Here is a 17,116-nt window from a genome sequence, read left to right as displayed (position 1 = left end):
GACTGATGGCATGGGCAACCCGCTCTATGATCGCTTGTTTGGCATTCACGCGGGAAAAGACACCCCGTTCCTGCAATTGCCAGATGGTCAGACGCTGACCCATGCCGCGTTTCTGGACATGGCGGCGCGGATCGCGAACGCATTGACCGGATACGGCCTGGAACCCGGCGACCGAGTGGCTGTTCAGGTAGAAAAGTCGCCCGAAGCCTTGGCCGTCTATGCGGCATGTGCGCAAACCGGGTTGGTCTTTCTGCCGCTCAACACGGGATACACGGTTGGCGAGCTGACTTATTTTATCGAAAACAGCGGCGCGTCGCTGGTCCTTTGTGATCCCCGGACCGAAGCGGATCTTGCGCCAATCGCCCAAGCGCAAAATGCGCGGCTTGAAACTCTGAGCGCTGACGGCAAAGGCAGCCTCATGCGGCGTGCGCTTGGCATGTTGCCCGCCTTTGAACCGGTTCGGCGCACCGAGGATGACTTGGCGGCCTTCCTTTATACCTCGGGCACCACTGGGCGGTCCAAGGGCGCGATGCTGTCGCAGGCCAACCTGCTGTCCAATGCCGACACTTTGGTGCAGGAGTGGCGTTTCACCCGCGACGATGTGCTTTTGCATGCGCTACCGATCTTTCACACACACGGGCTGTTTGTGGCGACGAACGTGGCGCTGGCCTCGGGCGGGTCGATGATCTTTCTGCCGAAATTCGATCTGGGCGACGTGCTGCGCCTGATGCCGCAGGCCACGTCCATGATGGGCGTCCCGACCTTTTACACGCGCCTGCTGGCGGATGATCGTTTTACCGGCGATCTGGCGCAGCACATGCGGCTGTTCATATCAGGCTCGGCCCCGCTGCTTGCAGAAACGCATGAAAGGTTCGAGGCACGCACCGGCCATCGCATCCTTGAACGCTATGGCATGACCGAAACCAACATGAACACGTCCAACCCCTATGACGGGGAACGCCGGGCCGGAACAGTTGGCTTCCCGTTGCCGGATGTCGAGCTCAAGGTCACCGACCCGGAAACCGGGGTCGAGCGTCCTCAGGGTGAAATCGGAATGATCGAGGTGCGCGGCCCCAATGTATTCCAGGGCTATTGGGGCATGCCGGAAAAGACAGCTGCTGAATTGCGCAAAGATGGGTTCTTTATCACCGGTGATCTCGGACATGTAGACGCGGATGGCTACGTTCATATCGTCGGGCGTGGCAAAGATCTGATCATCTCGGGCGGGTACAACATCTACCCCAAAGAGGTTGAGCTGGTGCTGGATGATCAACCCGGCGTGCTGGAAAGTGCCGTGATCGGCGTGCCGCACCCGGACTTTGGTGAAACCGTTCTGGGTATTCTGGTGCCGGAACCCGGCCAAACGCCCGACATCGCGTTGGTTGAGGCCAATGTGCAGAAAGCGTTGGCCCGTTTCAAACATCCGCGCAAGCTGATCGTGCTGGACGAACTACCCCGCAATACGATGGGCAAAGTTCAGAAAAACATCCTGCGGGACAGGTATCAGGACTTGTTTACACAGGCATAAGCGGCACCCGCCCGCGATCCGTCAAACGCCAACACCGCTGCCCTTGGAAAACGGCCGATGTCAACGGTTGGCCGTAACCTGCGCCCGTATCCAGATTGACCCGATTGCCGCAATGTTCGGCCTGATCCACCGGCGTATGCCCATGTACGATCAGCCACGGATGCGCACTCTTATCCTCAAGAAATTCGTGCCGAATCCAGACCAGATCATTCTCGGACTGCTGATCCAGAGGCACACCGGGACGGATACCGGCATGAACGAACAGCAGGTCATCTTCCACATGGTAATGCGGCAGCGCATTGATGAAATCCAGATGTGCCTGTGGCACCGCGTGACGCGCGCGTTCATGGACTTGATAAATGCGATCTGTGTCCTCGACCGTGACCCTGTAAGAGGCCAACGTCTCGCGCCCGCCCAGACGCGAATGCAACCAGCTAAGCGTGATCGGCAGATGCGTGTCGGCGATCTCGGTCGCCTGAACGAACCGCGCCATCATTCTGTCGTGGTTCCCCTTGATCATCACCCAGTTCCGCCCCGCGCGCTGCCCTTCGATCAAAAGGTCCAGTACGCCGCGACTGTTCGGTCCCCGGTCCACATAATCGCCAAGGAATACGACACGCGCATCGGGGCCGCCATCTTCCTCGATCCGCGAAAGCGCGGCGTGCAGCATATCAAGCTGCCCGTGGATATCTCCTATCGCGTAGATTGGGGTCATCACTGCCTCGCCTTTCTTATGGGTCATGCGATTGTGGCCCATTCAGGTAAACGCAAAAAGACAATGCCCGCGCTTTTTGGGCGCGGGCATCAAGTTGGTTATCATTCAGAGCCGTTTAAGCAACATCGAACTGCAACGGCTTGATCTGGGTGAACAGACCGGTTTCTGCCAGCTTTGCGCGCGCGTCGGCCGGCACAGGTTCATCCACATAAAGCAGCGCGATCGCTTCTCCGCCCGCTTCGGTCCGACCAAGGGTGAAGTTGGCAATGTTGACGTCGCTCTCTCCCAGCGTCTGACCCAGTGCGCCGATGATGCCCGGCACGTCTTCGTTGGTGGTATAGAGCATATGCGCACCCACTTCGGCGTCGATATTGATGCCTTTGATCTGGATGAAGCGCGGCTTGCCGTCGCTGAAAACAGTTCCGCCGATGGACCGCTCACGCTTTTCCGTCACGACGGTCACCTTGATGTACCCCTCGAACGCGCCCGATTTGTCCTGATTGGTGGTCGAGATCTTGATCCCGCGTTCCTTGGCGACAACCGGGGCCGAGACCATGTTCACCTCGGGATTGAATTTCTTCATGATCCCCGCCACGACCGAGCAGTTCAGGGCCGCGAGGTTCATTTCAGCCGCGACACCGTCATAAAGGATGTTGATCGCCTTGATCGGTTCATCCGTCATCTGACCGATGAAGCTGCCCAGATGTCCGGCCAGCTTGATCCACGGCCCCATGACCTTGGCTTCCTCAGCCGTTACGCTGGGCATGTTCAGCGCGTTTTCAACGGCTCCGGTCAGCAGATAGTTCGAGATCTGCTCAGCCACCTGAAGCGCCACATTTTCCTGCGCTTCGGTCGTTGCAGCGCCAAGGTGAGGCGTGCAGACCACGTTGGGCAGGTTGAACAGCGCGTTTTCCTTGGCCGGTTCTTCGCTGAAAACGTCGAAGGCCGCGCCAGCGACATGACCCGATTGCAGCAGCTCGGCCAGCGCGTCCTCATCGACCAGACCGCCACGGGCACAGTTCACGATGCGAACGCCCTTCTTGGTCTTGGCCAGGTTCTCACGGCTAAGGACATTGCGGGTCTGGTCGGTCAACGGCACGTGCAGCGTGATGAAATCAGCCCGCGCGAGCAATTCTTCCAGCTCGACCTTTTCGACACCCATCTTGGCGGCTTTCTCTTCGCCCAGATAAGGGTCGTAGGCGACCACTTTCATTTTCAGACCCAGCGCACGCTCGCAGACGATTCCGCCGATATTGCCCGCGCCGATGACGCCAAGCGTCTTGTTCGTCAGCTCGATCCCCATGAATTTGGACTTTTCCCACTTGCCCGCATGGGTCGAGGTGCTGGCCTCGGGGATTTGCCGCGCCACGGCGAACATCATCGCAATCGCGTGTTCGGCGGTGGTGATCATGTTGCCGAACGGCGTGTTCATCACGATCACGCCCTTCTTGGACGCCGCTTCCTTATCGACATTGTCGGTGCCAATCCCGGCACGACCGATAACTTTCAGATTGTCGGCTTTCTCCAGCAGGGTCGGCGTGACCTTGGTGGCCGAACGGATGGCAAGGCCGTCATACTGACCGATCACCTCGGCCAGCTTGTCCTTGTCCTTGCCCAGATCGGGCATGAAATCCACATCAATGCCGCGATCGCGGAAGATCTGCACGGCGGTTTCGCTGAGCTTGTCAGATACGAGTACTTTGGGAGCCATATTCTCTGGTCCTTGAATTGTATGGAGGGTCCGGGCCGGATGCGGCCCGGTAAAAATGTCAGGCAGCTTCGGTTTGTGCCGCGATTTCGGCTTCAAAAGCCCAGGCCAACCACGGCAGCATCGCCTCAACGTCCGAGGTCTCGACCGTACCGCCGCACCAGATGCGCAGGCCGGCAGGGGCATCGCGATAGGCTCCGATATCCAGCGCGATGTTCTCGGCCTCCAGCCGTTTGGCCACGGCTTTGGCGAATGTCGCACCATCCTGAATACGTGGATCGGTGAATTTCAGGCAAACGGACGTATTCGACTGCGTCGCTGCATCCTCGGCCAGGTTTGCGATCCAGTCATTCTGATCGCAGAACGCATGCACCGCGCCAGCATTGGCATCGGCCCGGGCGATCAGCCCTTGCAGGCCGCCAACCGAGCGCGCCCAGTCCAGCGCGAACAGGTAATCCTCAACCGCCAGCATCGAGGGCGTGTTGATCGTGGCCCCGGTAAAGATGCCGTCGATCAGCTTGCCGCCCTTGGTCAGGCGGAAAATCTTGGGCAGCGGCCATGCGGGGGTGTAGCTTTCCAGCCGCTCCACCGCGCGGGGGCTGAGGATCAGCATCCCGTGGGCCGCTTCGCCGCCCAGCACTTTCTGCCAGCTAAAGGTGGTTACATCCAGCTTGTCCCACGGCAGGTCCATCGCAAAGGCGGCGCTTGTCGCGTCACAAATCGTCAGACCCTGACGGTCAGCCGCGATCCAGTCGCCATTGGGAACCCGCACGCCCGAAGTCGTGCCGTTCCACGTAAACACCACGTCATTGGCAAAATCGATCGAGGCCAGATCGACGATCTGCCCGTAGTCGGCGGTTTTCACCTCGGCGTCGATCTTCAGTTGCTTGACCACATCGGTGACCCAGCCTGCACCGAAGCTCTCCCAAGCCAGCATCTCGACCTTGCGTTCGCCCAGCAGCGACCACAACGCCATCTCAACCGCGCCAGTGTCCGACGCGGGAACGATGCCGATCTTGTAATCAGCCGGAATGCCCAGCACCTCGCGCGTGCCTTCGATGGCCGCCTTCAGCTTGTCCTTGCCAACAGCGGCACGGTGCGACCGGCCCAATGCGGCATCGGCCAGCTTGCTCAGATCAAATGTGGGGGGTTTGGCGCAGGGGCCAGAGGAAAAACGCGGATTCGCCGGCCGCGTGACCGGTTGTTCGATAGTCATCTGTATTATCCTTCCAGATACACGCCCCTCGTTGGGGAGGGGTGTCCCACCGCCACTCCTAGAAACCCTGCCGCAATGCAGCAAGTAGAAAAGACACTTCATTGCCAGAAAACGACACGTCTGCGGACATAAAACGCGGTCAAAAGTTTCCGATAGGCGTCGGTTGCGAGGCCATTTGCCGACTCGCCGCTGGCAATTGACTGTTTTTTAGGCACTTTGGTCGTGGCTTCAACGGATTGCCCCCTGATCTCTTGTGATCAGACGAAGGGGCGGTGAAAAGGTGCCATGCCTGACACCCTGACCATTGTAGTCGTAGAAGAAGACCGCGAACGTGCAATCGCTATCGTAGATGCCCTCAAAGCGTCTGGCGCATATGATGTGCATGTCATCGGGAACGTATCGAGCCTTGCGCGCAAGATCGCGGCTCTGACGCCGGATGTGGTGCTGATCGACATCGACAACCCGACCCGAGATATGCTCGAGGAACTCACGCTGGCTTCGGGCCCGCTAGAGCGACCGGTGGCAATGTTCGTCTCGGGCGCGGCGGGCGATCTGGCATCAACGGCGATTGAGGCCGGGCTTTCGGCCTACGTCGTGGACGGGATGCAGCCTGACCGATTGAAACCTGTTCTGGACGCTGCCATCGCCCGGTTCCAGATCGTGCGCCAGATGCGCCGGGAACTGGCCGAGACCAAGCGCGCACTGGAAGAACGAAAGGTTATAGACCGCGCCAAGGGTCTGCTGATGAAGGCGCGCGGGGTCGAAGAAGAAGAAGCCTACGCCCTGCTGCGCAAGGCCGCTATGGATCAAGGCCGCCGGGTGGCAGACGTGGCCGAGGCTTTGGTCACCGCATCGGGGTTGCTGTCATGAATGCTGTTACACTCCCCGTTGCCTACGTCCCGCTGGTAGATGCAGCGCCCCTGATTGTTGCCCACGAAATGGGGCTGGCCCGAGCGGAAGGGATCGAGCTGGAATTGATCGCCGCGCCGTCGTGGTCATCCGTCCGGGACATGTTGGCGTTTGGGCGCGTGGATGCCGCGCATTTGCTTTCCCCTGTTCCTGTGGCGATGGCCTTGGGGCTGGGAGGGGTGACACAGCCGCTGTCGGCCGTTTCGGTCCTGTCGGTCAACGGTGACGTCATCGGCATCAGTCGCGCACTGGAAAACCGCCTGCGGGAAACCGGCTATGATTTCGACTTCCACGACCCGTTCAAGGCCGCCGCTGCGTTGGCCTCGGTAACCGACCGTCCTTTGGTCTTTGGTGTGCCATTTCCCTTTTCCCTGCATGTCGAGTTGCTACACTGCTGGATCGAAGCCACCGATTTGTCCCGCGTCGGCATAGAGGTGCGCACGATTCCCCCGCCATTGATGGCGCAGGCGCTGGCCGAAGGCGATGTTGACGCGTTCTGCGTGGGCGAACCCTGGGGCTCGGTCGCCGTGGAATCCCAAGCGGGTGCTCTATTGCTGCCGGGTCAGGCGATATGGGCCTTTGCGCCGGAAAAAGTGCTGGCCGTTCGCACCGAATGGGCAGACACGGAACCCCATTTGCTGGGCAAGCTGATGCGCGCGGTGTGGCGCGCCGGTCGCTGGCTGCACCGCCCGGGCAGCAACACCGCCGCCGCCGAGATTCTGGCGCGTGACACTTATCTGAACCTGTCCTCTGAACTTATCGACCGCGCATTGTCGGGTCGTTTCACGATTTCAGGACAGGCCGAACAACGCGAGGTTCCCGGATTCGTCGAGTTCCACGATGGAGCTGCGAACTTTCCCTGGCGCAGCCAAGCCAAGTGGATCGCCCAGCGCCTGGCACAGCGGTACAATCTTGATCCGCACATGGCGCTAGCACAGGCGGGTAGTGTTTTTCGCAGCGATATTTATCGAAGTCAGCTTGCTGGAATCGGTGCCGATCTGCCCGGCGCGTCAGAAAAGTTGGAGGGCGCGATTCGGGAAACGACCCCCGTGGCGTCGCATAACGGGCAATTGTCGTTGAAGCCGGATGCTTTTTTGGATGGGCGCATTTTTGATCCGCAGGACATCTGATGCACAAAAATTATGCAACGCCCTGCACCAGATGGTGCGAACGCAGAATTTGACGCCGCGTCGCAGCAAATGGACTTGAACTGAACCGCCCGGTTTCGCACCCTGCCTCCATCGGTACGCAATGGCGTGTACCCTTAGAATTCATCCCAAAGATTGGGAACGACTGAGCAGAGCCGCTCACTCTCTGGCCCCTCCTCCCGGCCAGAGCGTGCAGCGGCTTTTTGTTTTTTACCCCCCTCCCGGATGACCGGGACCAACAGAAAAGGGACAGACCCACATGAAGCGATTCCTCGCTGGCCTTGTCGCCACCACCGCCCTGATCAGCCCAGCCCTGGCCGAGACGCTGGAACTGGAGAAAGACGAACTGACCTTCGGCTTCATCAAACTGACCGACATGGCTCCGCTGGCCGTAGCCTACGAGAACGGCTATTTCCTTGAAGAGGGTCTGTTCGTGACACTGGAAGCGCAAGCCAACTGGAAAGTGCTGCTGGACGGCGTGATCGACGGGCAACTGGACGGTGCACATATGCTGGCCGGTCAGCCTCTGGCCGCGACCATCGGCTACGGCACCGAAGCGCATATCGTCACCCCTTTCTCGATGGACCTGAACGGCAACGGCATCACGGTGTCGAACGAGATCTGGGAAGAAATGAAGCCAAACATCCCCACCATGGATGACGGCCGCCCGCAGCACCCGATCTCGGCCGAGGCTCTGGCCCCGGTGGTCGAGAAATACAAGTCCGAAGGCAAGCCCTTCAACATGGGCATGGTTTTCCCCGTTTCGACCCACAACTATGAACTGCGCTACTGGCTGGCGGCTGGCGGGCTGCATCCGGGGTATTACAGCCCCGAGAATGTAACGGGCCAGATCGGTGCAGACGTTTTCCTGTCGGTAACCCCTCCGCCACAGATGCCTGCAACGCTGGAAGCGGGCACCATCTATGGGTACTGCGTGGGTGAACCGTGGAACCAGCAAGCCGTGTTCAAGGGTATCGGCGTGCCGGTCATCACCGACTATGAACTTTGGAAGAACAACCCGGAAAAAGTCTTCGGCATCACCGCTGAATTCGCCGAGGAATATCCCAACACGACGCGCGCCGTGACCAAAGCTCTGATCCGTGCTGCGATCTGGCTGGACGAAAACGACAACGCCAACCGCCCCGCAGCGGTCGAAATGCTGAGCCAACCGGAATATGTGGGTGCCGATTACGACGTGATCGCGAACTCGATGACCGGGACGTTTGAATATGAAAAGGGCGACAAGCGCGAAGTACCCGACTTCAACGTGTTCTTCCGTTACAACGCGACTTACCCGTTCTATTCGGACGCCATCTGGTACCTGACCCAGATGCGCCGCTGGGGTCAGATCGCCGAGCCGCAGACCGACGCATGGTACGATGAAGTCGCCAAATCGGTCTATCGCCCCGACATCTATCTGGACGCCGCCCGCATGCTGGTGGACGAAGGTCTGGCGAACGAAGCCGACTTCCCCTGGGACAGCGATGGCTACAAGGCTCCGACGCCCGCCGAAGATATCATCGACGGCATCCCCTATGACGCACGCCAACCCAACGCCTATCTGCAAAGCCTGCCGATTGGCCTGAAAGGCGAGCAGGTCGTCATAGGCACCGAAGTTCAGGGCTAACTCCCCTCGCTCCCCGGCTCTGCGTGGTCGGGGGGCACCAATCCCAATACAGAATTCCACCCCCGCCCGGCGCCATGTGTCCGGGCCAGGAGACCGCAAGATGACAGCAATCGACCACGATACGCTATCCAACGAGGCCGAACGCGAAGCCCGCAAAGCGCGCCTTTTCACCCGGATCAACGCCGCCGACAAATGGTTCCAGGTTCTGGGCCTCGCCTGGATCACACCTATTCTAAGGGCAACCGCAGGCGACAACCCCCGCGCACAAATGGGCGAAATCTGGCGTCTGCTGGCGGTGCCACTGCTGGCCATCTGCGCCTTTTTGCTGCTCTGGGGCACGCTTGCGCCCAAGGTACAGACCTCGTTGGGCGCGGTCCCCGGACCGGCGCAAGTCTGGGACGAAGCTGTCAGCCTTCATCAGGACGCGCAGGCCAAGGCCGCCAAAAAAGCCAAGTTCGAGGCGATGGTTGAAAAGCGCAACCAAAAGCTGATCGAAGCGGGTCAGGCGGATAAGGTCAAGAATGTCGCCTATACCGGCGCGCCGAGCTATTACAACCAAATCTGGACCTCGATCAAAACGGTCTTCTTCGGCTTTCTGATCGCGACCATCGTCGCCGTTCCGCTTGGTATCGCTGCCGGTCTGTCGCCCACGGCGAATGCTGCGCTGAACCCGCTGATCCAGATTTTCAAACCCGTCTCGCCACTGGCCTGGCTGCCGATCGTCACCATGATCGTCTCGGCCGTGTATGTCACCAACGACGGCTGGTTCGCGAAATCCTTCCTGATCTCGGCCATCACGGTGACGCTGTGTTCGCTGTGGCCGACGCTGATCAACACCTCGCTGGGTGTGGCGTCGATCGACAAGGATCTGGTGAACGTGTCCAAGGTTCTGAAAATGAACACCTACACCAAGATCACCAAGCTGGTGCTGCCTTCGGCCCTGCCGCTGATCTTCACCGGCCTGCGCCTGTCGCTGGGTGTCGGCTGGATGGTTCTGATCGCGGCCGAGATGCTGGCGCAGAACCCCGGTCTGGGCAAATTCGTCTGGGATGAGTTCCAGAACGGCTCGTCCAGCTCGCTGGCCAAAATCATGGTGGCTGTCTTCACCATCGGCATCATCGGCTTCCTGCTGGACCGTGTGATGTACGCGCTGCAGTCGCTGTTCACATTCTCGAACAACCGGTGACCGATATGGCTGTGATCGACTTCAAGAATGTCAGCAAATCCTTCGGGACCGGCACCGCCGCGACGGATGTGCTGAAAGACATCAACCTCTCGGTTCAGGAAGGTGAGTTCGTGGTTTTGCTGGGCTTTTCCGGCACAGGCAAGACCACGCTGATCAACCTGATGGCGGGGATCGAGTTCCCGTCGAAAGGCACTGTCACCTACCGCGAGAAACCCATCACTGGCCCCGCTCCCGAGCGGGGGGTGATCTTCCAGAACTACTCGCTGATGCCTTGGCTGACGGTGACGGGCAATGTGCGGCTGGCCGTGGACGCGGTCTTCCCCAAGATGCCCAAGGCCGAGAAAGAGGAAAAGGTTGCCCATTTCATCAAGATGGTCGGCCTGAGCCACGCCGCCGCCCGCCGCCCTGCCGAACTGTCGGGCGGGATGCGCCAACGGGTGAACGTGGCTCGCGCGCTGGCGATGGACCCCGAGGTTCTACTGTTGGACGAGCCGCTTTCGGCGCTGGACGCGCTGACCCGTGGCAATCTGGCGGAAGAGATCGAAAAAATCTGGGAGGCCGACCGCAAGACCTGTGTCCTGATCACCAATGACGTGGACGAGGCGATCCTGCTGGCCGACCGCATCATCCCGCTGAACCCCGATGGCACGCTTGGGACCGAGTTCAAGGTCTCGATCCCCCGCCCGCGCGATCGTTCCGCCATGAACCATGACGAAACGTTCAAGGCACTGCGTGGTGAAGTTACGAAATACCTGATGGACGTAGGTATCGAGGCCAAAGTCGAAGGCACCAAGACCCTACCCGACGTGACTCCGATCCACGGCATCCCCAATGCGCTGAAAGAGGCGCAGGAGGGCTTGATCGAAGAACGCTATCTGGACTTCAGCCAGTTGCACAAGGTCTACCCCACACCCAAAGGCCCGCTGACCGTGGTCGAGGACTTTAACCTGAAACTCAACCGGGGTGAGTTCATCTCGCTGATCGGTCACTCGGGTTGCGGCAAGTCCACGGTTCTGACCATGGCCGCAGGTCTGAACGGAATCTCGAAAGGCGCGATCAAACTGGATGGCCGCCACGTCGAAGGCGCAGACCCCGAACGCGCGGTTGTGTTCCAGTCGCCCTCGCTGTTCCCTTGGCTGACCGCCAAGGAAAACGTCTCGGTCGGTGTAGACCGCGTCTATCCGCGTGCAAGCCAGGCGGAACGGCAGGATGTGGTTGAATACTATCTGGAACGGGTCGGCCTGGCCGACGCGATGGACAAATCCGCGGCCGAACTTTCAAACGGGATGCGTCAGCGTGTCGGCATTGCCCGCGCCTTTGCCCTGTCACCAAAGCTGCTGCTGCTGGATGAGCCCTTCGGGATGCTCGACAGTCTCACCCGGTGGGAGCTGCAAGAGGTTCTGATGGAGGTCTGGTCACGTACCAAAGTCACCACCATCTGCGTCACGCATGATGTGGACGAGGCGATCCTGCTGGCCGACCGCGTGGTGATGATGACCAACGGTCCGCAGGCCACGATCGGCAAGATCACCAATGTCGATCTGCCCCGCCCGCGCACCCGAAAGGCGCTGTTGGCCCATCCCGATTACTACGAATACCGGCAAGAAGTGTTGGATTTCCTCGAGGAATACGAGCACGGGGCCAAACCCAAGCCCAAAAGCCCTGCCCCCAACGCCATTGCCGCGGAGTGAATGACATGAAACAGAAACTTGTGGTTATCGGCGCAGGTATGGCCTCGGGCCGGGTGTTGGAGCACCTGACCGACGCCGCCCCCGATGCCTTTGACATTACCCTGTTCAACGCCGAGCCGCGCGGGAACTACAACCGCATCATGCTCAGCCCGGTTCTGGCCGGCGATCAGACTTACGAAGACATCGTGACCCATGACGACGATTGGTATGCCGAGCGGGGCATCACTTGTCGGTTCGGCGAGAAGGTCGTCAAGATCGATCGCGATCTGAAGGTCATCGAAGGTGAAAACGGTCATGTGCCCTATGACAAACTGATCTTCGGCACTGGCTCGAACCCGTTCATGATCCCGATGCCGGGGCATGATCTGGACGGCGTGATCGCCTATCGCGATCTGGAAGACACCGAACAGATGATGGGTATGGGCGCGGGCAACAAGGTGGTCGTGATCGGCGGCGGTTTGCTGGGCCTTGAGGCCGCTGCAGGCATGGCCGCGCGTGGGGCTGACGTGACCGTGGTGCATATCATGGGCCATCTGATGGAGCGTCAGCTTGACCCCGCCGCAGGTTATCTGCTGAAAAAATCGCTGGAAGAAAAAGGCATCACAGTTCTGTTGAATGCCAAATCGACCGAGATCGCAGGCAAGGATGGCAAGGCCCGGGCGCTGTTGCTGGACGACGGCACCGAACTGCCCTGTGACCTGCTGGTGATGGCTGTGGGCATCCGCCCGAACATCGCGCTGGCGCAAGAAACCGGTCTGGCGGTTGGACGCGGCATTCATGTGGACGATCAGATGATCACCTCGGACGCCGACATCTATGCCGTTGGTGAATGTGTCGAACATCAGGGCGAAATTTTCGGCCTTGTCGCGCCGCTCTACGATCAGGCCAAGGTGCTGGCACAGACTCTGCTGGGTGACGAGGCTGCGTTCAAACAGCGCTCCTTGTCGACCAAACTGAAAGTCACCGGCTGTGATCTGTTCAGCGCTGGGGATTTTGCCGAAGGTGACACCCGCGAGGACATCGTGTTCCGCGACCCGGCCCGTGGTGTCTACAAGCGGTTGGTTCTGGAAGAAGACAAGCTGGTCGGTGCGGTCATGTATGGCGACACCGCAGACAGCAACTGGTTCTTCGGCCTGATCCGCGACGCCGAGGACGTATCCGAGATGCGCGAGACGCTGATCTTTGGTCCGGCCTATCAGGGGGGCGGCTCTGCGGACCCTCTCTCAGCCGTTGCAGCATTGCCGCCTGAGGCGGAAATCTGTGGCTGCAACGGCGTTTGCAAATCCGACATCACAGCGGCCATTGCAGATGGCGCAACCGATCTGGGCACGATCCGCGCAACCACCAAGGCCAGCGCCTCCTGCGGGACATGCACTGGACTGGTCGAGCAACTTCTGCAGGTCACACTGGGCGACGACTTCCAGATGCCCACCGCGCAGCCCATCTGCGGCTGCTGCGACCTGACCCACGAAGACGTCCGCCGCCTGATCAAGTCGCAAGAGCTGAAAAGCCAGGAGGCCGTCTGGCAAGAGCTAGGCTGGAAGACGCTCAACGGCTGCCATGTCTGTCGCCCGGCGGTGAACTACTACCTGCTGGCCGACTGGCCGGTGGAATATCAGGACGACCCGCAAAGCCGTTTCGTCAATGAACGTAAACACGCCAACATCCAGAAGGACGGCACGTTCAGCGTCGTGCCCCGCATGTGGGGCGGCATCACCAACCCGGCGGAACTGCGCGCCATCGCAGATGCAGCCGAGAAGTACGATGTTCCCACGGTCAAAGTCACCGGCGGTCAGCGTATCGACCTGCTGGGCGTGAAAGGCGCAGACCTGCCCTATATCTGGTCCGATCTGAACAAGGCCGGGCTGGTCTCGGGTCACGCCTATTCCAAGGGTCTGCGCACGGTGAAAACCTGTGTCGGCACCGATCACTGCCGGTTCGGGACACAGGACAGCACCGGGCTGGGCGTGAAGCTCGAGAAGATCCTCTGGGGCTCGTGGACGCCGCACAAGTTGAAGTTGGCGGTCTCGGGCTGCCCGCGTAACTGCGCCGAGGCGACCTGCAAGGATATCGGTGTGGTCTGTGTCGACAGCGGATATCAGATCAGCATCGGCGGTGCAGCTGGCATGGACGTCAAGGAAACCGAGCTACTGGTTCAGGTGCCAACCGAGGATGAGGCGATCGAGGTCGTCATGGCCGTCACCCAAGCCTACCGTGAAGGCGGCAAGTATCTGGACCGCCTGTATAAATGGATGGCGAAGGTCGGCCTCGACTGGATCAAGGAAACGGTGGTGGACGATCTGGACAACCGCCGCGCTCTGGTCGAGCGGTTTGAACTCAGCCAATCCATTTACCGCAAAGACCCGTGGGCAGAACACGCCAAAGAAGCCCAGCGCTTTGCGCCCATCGCTGATCTGACACTGGAGGCCGCAGAATGAGCTGGATCGACATCGGACATATCGACGACATCCCCCTGCGCGGCGCGCGCGTGGTGAAAACGCCCGTTGGGTGTATCGCCTTGTTCCGCACGGCTGAGGACGAAGTCTTTGCCGCCTCGGACACCTGCCCGCACAAGGGTGGGCCATTGTCCGAGGGCATCGTGCATGGCCAATCCGTTACCTGCCCGCTGCACAACTGGGTGTTCGACCTGAACTCTGGTCAGGCGCAGGGCGCGGATGAGGGGCAGATTGCCACTTATCCGGTGCAGCTGGACGGCGAGCGTATCCTGCTGGACAGCGCCTCGCTTAAGCGAAGGAGCGCCGCGTGAAAGACCTCGGTTCCTGCGCGACCCGCTCGACCTGCCCCTATTGCGGAGTCGGATGCGGCGTCCTGTTGCAACAGGACGACGCAGGCGGTTTGACAGTCACCGGCGACCCCGAGCATCCAGCCAACTTAGGTCGGCTGTGTTCCAAGGGGTCGGCTTTGGCCGAAACTGTCGGGCTGTCCCAACGTCTGCTTTCTCCGATAGTTTCGGGCCAGGAAACAGGGTGGGACGATGCGCTGGACCTTGTCGCGAACCGGTTTCGAGAAACCGTTGCCGAACACGGGCCTGACTCGGTGGCATTTTACGTCTCAGGTCAGTTGCTGACCGAAGACTACTATGTCGCCAACAAGCTGATGAAAGGGTTCATCGGCTCGGCCAATATCGACACCAATTCGCGGCTATGCATGGCCTCGACCGTTGCAGGGCACAAGCGCGCTTTTGGCACCGACACCGTGCCAGGCACTTACGAGGATCTGGACGAGGCCGATCTGGTGGTTCTGGTCGGGTCCAATCTGGCATGGTGCCACCCGGTTCTGTATCAGCGCCTGATGGCAGCACGTCAGTCACGCGGGACCAAGATCATTGTGATCGACCCGCGCCGGACCGCCTCGTGCGACAGCGCCGATCTGCACCTGCCGCTGGCAGCGGGCAGCGATGTGGCGCTGTTCAATCACCTACTTACACAGATTGACGCGCGTGGACTGGTCGATACCGACTTTGTGAAGCATACCAACGGTATTCGCGAAGCTCTGGACAGCGCGCTGGCCGACGATGTCTCGGTCACGGGGCTGCAACCAGAAGATATCGCCAAATTCTGCGATCTGTGGATCGGCACCGAAAAGGTCGTGACGATCTTCAGTCAGGGCGTGAACCAGTCGACCGCAGGCAGTGATAAGGTCAATTCGATCCTTAACTGTCATTTGGCCACGGGGCGCATCGGCAAACCGGGCTGCGGGCCGTTGTCGGTCACAGGTCAGCCAAACGCCATGGGCGGGCGCGAGGTTGGTGGGCTTGCCAATATGCTTGCCTGCCATCTGGATATCGAAAACGCGGATCATCGCGCCGCCGTGCGTGAATTCTGGTCCGCGCCGCACATGCCCGAGGTTCAGGGTTTGAAAGCGGTTGATATGTTCCGTGCCGTTGGTGACGGTCGGATCAAGGCACTGTGGGTGATTCACACGAATCCGGTTGTCTCGATGCCCGACGCCGACGCCGTTCGGGACGCGATTGCCGCCTGCCCGTTTACCGTAGTTTCCGACATCACGGCCCGATCCGACACGGCGCGGTTGGCCGATGTTCTGCTACCTGCCGCTGCATGGGCCGAGAAGGATGGCACTGTCACCAACTCTGACCGCACTATCAGCCGTCAGCGTTCGGTGTTGCCCAAGCCCGGTCAGGCCCGCGCCGATTGGGACATCCTGGCCGAAGTTGGACGCCGGATGGGTTGGAAATCTGCGTTCGACTATCAGTCTCCCAGAGAGATATTCCTTGAATATGCCGCCCTGTCTGGCGTCGCCGCGCGTTTTGGGCGGGACTTTGATATCTCGGGCCTCGCCGATCTGGATGCGACCGGATACGACATGTTGAAGCCCACCCGCTGGCCGGTCACTGCCGCGCGGCAAGGCGGTAGGTTCTTTGCCGATGGTCAGTTCTTCCATCCAGACGGCAAAGCCCGTGTGCTACCTGTCTCTTGGCGCCCGCCTGCCGCCAGAACCGAGCCTCGATACCCGTTCTGGCTCAACACTGGGCGTTTGCGGGATCAGTGGCACACGATGACACGCACGGGATTGTCTTCGCGCTTGTCCGCGCATTTGCCCGAGCCATTTCTGGACATTCACCCAGAGGATGCCCAAAGCACCGGAATCCGCCCTGCCGATCTGGTCGAGGTGCTCAGCCCGCAAGGGACGGCCATTCTGCGCGCCAGGATCAGTAACAGCGTGACCCAAGGACAGGTTTTTGCGCCGATTCACTGGACCGGAGAAACCGCGCCTTCGGCCCGGATAGACACGGTAGTTGCCGCCGCAACAGACCCGGTTTCGGGCCAACCTGAAAGCAAGGCATCAGTGGTGAATGTCACCCGATTTGCAGCCAGATGGTATGGGTTTTCGGTCTCGGATCGTGAGATGAACCCCTCTTGCGAGTACTGGGCGCAAACGCCGACGAAATCCGGGTATCGCGCTGAACTGGCAGGCTTGCAAATGGCGGAAGATTGGCAAGCCGCCGCACGCGAACTGTTCCGGCTGCCAAATGCGGAAATCACTGCGGTTGAAGACCCCGCCCGAGGTGTCGCACGGCTGGCGTTCCGCGAAAACGGTCAGTTGGTTGCAGCTTTGTTTGTCTCGCCGGAACCCGTCGCCGTGATGCGCGACTATCTGGCGACTCTGCCGCAAGTTCCCGATCTTTTGTCCGGTCGCGCCCCAGCCGATATGCCCGACCCTGGCCCAGTGCTGTGTTCCTGTTTTGACGTGGGCGTGAACACGATCCTGACAGCCATCGAGTCGCAAGGATTGTTGAGCGTCGAAGCCATCGGCGAAGCACTTCAAGCCGGGACCAACTGCGGATCGTGCCGCCCCGAACTGGCGACACTTCTGGCGTCTGCGCAACAGAAAGAGGCCGCGGAATAG

General features: G+C 60.2%; 12 protein-coding genes. 9 read left to right on the top strand and 3 right to left on the bottom strand.

Annotated elements, in window-relative coordinates:
- Positions 1-10: 10 nt before the first annotated feature.
- Positions 11-1,528: a malonate--CoA ligase gene (locus ACR0KS_RS14970; protein ID WP_170567345.1), complete on the top strand. Its 1,518-nt coding sequence runs from the start codon at positions 11-13 to the stop codon at positions 1,526-1,528.
- Here ACR0KS_RS14970 and ACR0KS_RS14965 read toward each other — a convergent pair.
- The 3 genes from ACR0KS_RS14965 to ACR0KS_RS14955 form a co-directional block, all read right to left on the bottom strand.
- Positions 1,515-2,270 carry a metallophosphoesterase family protein gene (locus ACR0KS_RS14965; protein WP_170567346.1) on the bottom strand — a complete coding sequence of 252 codons (756 nt, stop codon included), beginning with the start codon at positions 2,268-2,270 and terminating at the stop codon, positions 1,515-1,517. The two genes, ACR0KS_RS14970 and ACR0KS_RS14965, sit on opposite strands and share 14 nt — an antisense overlap.
- An 88-nt stretch (positions 2,271-2,358) precedes the next feature.
- Complete coding sequence (gene serA, locus ACR0KS_RS14960) at positions 2,359-3,954, bottom strand: phosphoglycerate dehydrogenase (protein ID WP_170567348.1); 1,596 nt, start codon at positions 3,952-3,954, stop codon at positions 2,359-2,361.
- A 58-nt stretch (positions 3,955-4,012) separates the two neighbouring features.
- Positions 4,013-5,167, bottom strand: coding sequence for a phosphoserine transaminase (locus tag ACR0KS_RS14955; protein WP_170567350.1), 1,155 nt, complete (start codon positions 5,165-5,167; stop codon positions 4,013-4,015).
- A 285-nt stretch (positions 5,168-5,452) separates the two neighbouring features.
- Here ACR0KS_RS14955 and ACR0KS_RS14950 point away from each other — a divergent pair, with 285 nt between their 5' ends.
- The 8 genes from ACR0KS_RS14950 to ACR0KS_RS14915 all read left to right on the top strand — a co-directional run bounded on the left by ACR0KS_RS14950 (position 5,453) and on the right by ACR0KS_RS14915 (position 17,116).
- A complete protein-coding gene (locus ACR0KS_RS14950) occupies positions 5,453-6,037 on the top strand; it encodes an ANTAR domain-containing protein (protein WP_170388851.1) in 585 nt (194 codons plus the stop codon).
- Positions 6,034-7,206 carry a CmpA/NrtA family ABC transporter substrate-binding protein gene (locus tag ACR0KS_RS14945; RefSeq protein ID WP_170388852.1) on the top strand — a complete coding sequence of 391 codons (1,173 nt, stop codon included), beginning with the start codon at positions 6,034-6,036 and terminating at the stop codon, positions 7,204-7,206. The genes ACR0KS_RS14950 and ACR0KS_RS14945 overlap by 4 nt, the downstream gene beginning before the upstream one ends.
- A 277-nt stretch (positions 7,207-7,483) precedes the next feature.
- Positions 7,484-8,851 (top strand): CmpA/NrtA family ABC transporter substrate-binding protein, encoded by a 1,368-nt coding sequence (locus ACR0KS_RS14940; protein ID WP_170567352.1) that lies wholly within the window; start codon positions 7,484-7,486, stop codon positions 8,849-8,851.
- Positions 8,852-8,951: 100 nt separating this feature from the next.
- Positions 8,952-10,037 carry an ABC transporter permease gene (locus tag ACR0KS_RS14935; RefSeq protein ID WP_170388854.1) on the top strand — a complete coding sequence of 362 codons (1,086 nt, stop codon included), beginning with the start codon at positions 8,952-8,954 and terminating at the stop codon, positions 10,035-10,037.
- A gap of 5 nt (positions 10,038-10,042) precedes the next feature.
- Positions 10,043-11,728 (top strand): ABC transporter ATP-binding protein, encoded by a 1,686-nt coding sequence (locus ACR0KS_RS14930; RefSeq protein ID WP_170567354.1) that lies wholly within the window; start codon positions 10,043-10,045, stop codon positions 11,726-11,728.
- A gap of 5 nt (positions 11,729-11,733) precedes the next feature.
- On the top strand, positions 11,734-14,166 hold the full coding sequence (gene nirB / locus ACR0KS_RS14925; protein WP_170567356.1) for a nitrite reductase large subunit NirB: 2,433 nt from the start codon (positions 11,734-11,736) through the stop codon (positions 14,164-14,166).
- The gene (nirD, locus tag ACR0KS_RS14920; RefSeq protein WP_170567358.1) at positions 14,163-14,495 is read left to right on the top strand and encodes a nitrite reductase small subunit NirD; all 333 of its coding nucleotides are present in this window, start codon (positions 14,163-14,165) and stop codon (positions 14,493-14,495) included. Before nirB ends, nirD begins: the two co-directional genes overlap by 4 nt.
- The gene (locus ACR0KS_RS14915) at positions 14,492-17,116 is read left to right on the top strand and encodes a nitrate reductase (protein ID WP_170567360.1); all 2,625 of its coding nucleotides are present in this window, start codon (positions 14,492-14,494) and stop codon (positions 17,114-17,116) included. The genes nirD and ACR0KS_RS14915 overlap by 4 nt, the downstream gene beginning before the upstream one ends.

The sequence above is a fragment of the Ruegeria sp. BC7 genome (genome assembly GCF_056539165.1).
Note: the sequence above shows the minus strand (reverse complement) of the source record. Positions and strands in the feature narration are given on the sequence as shown.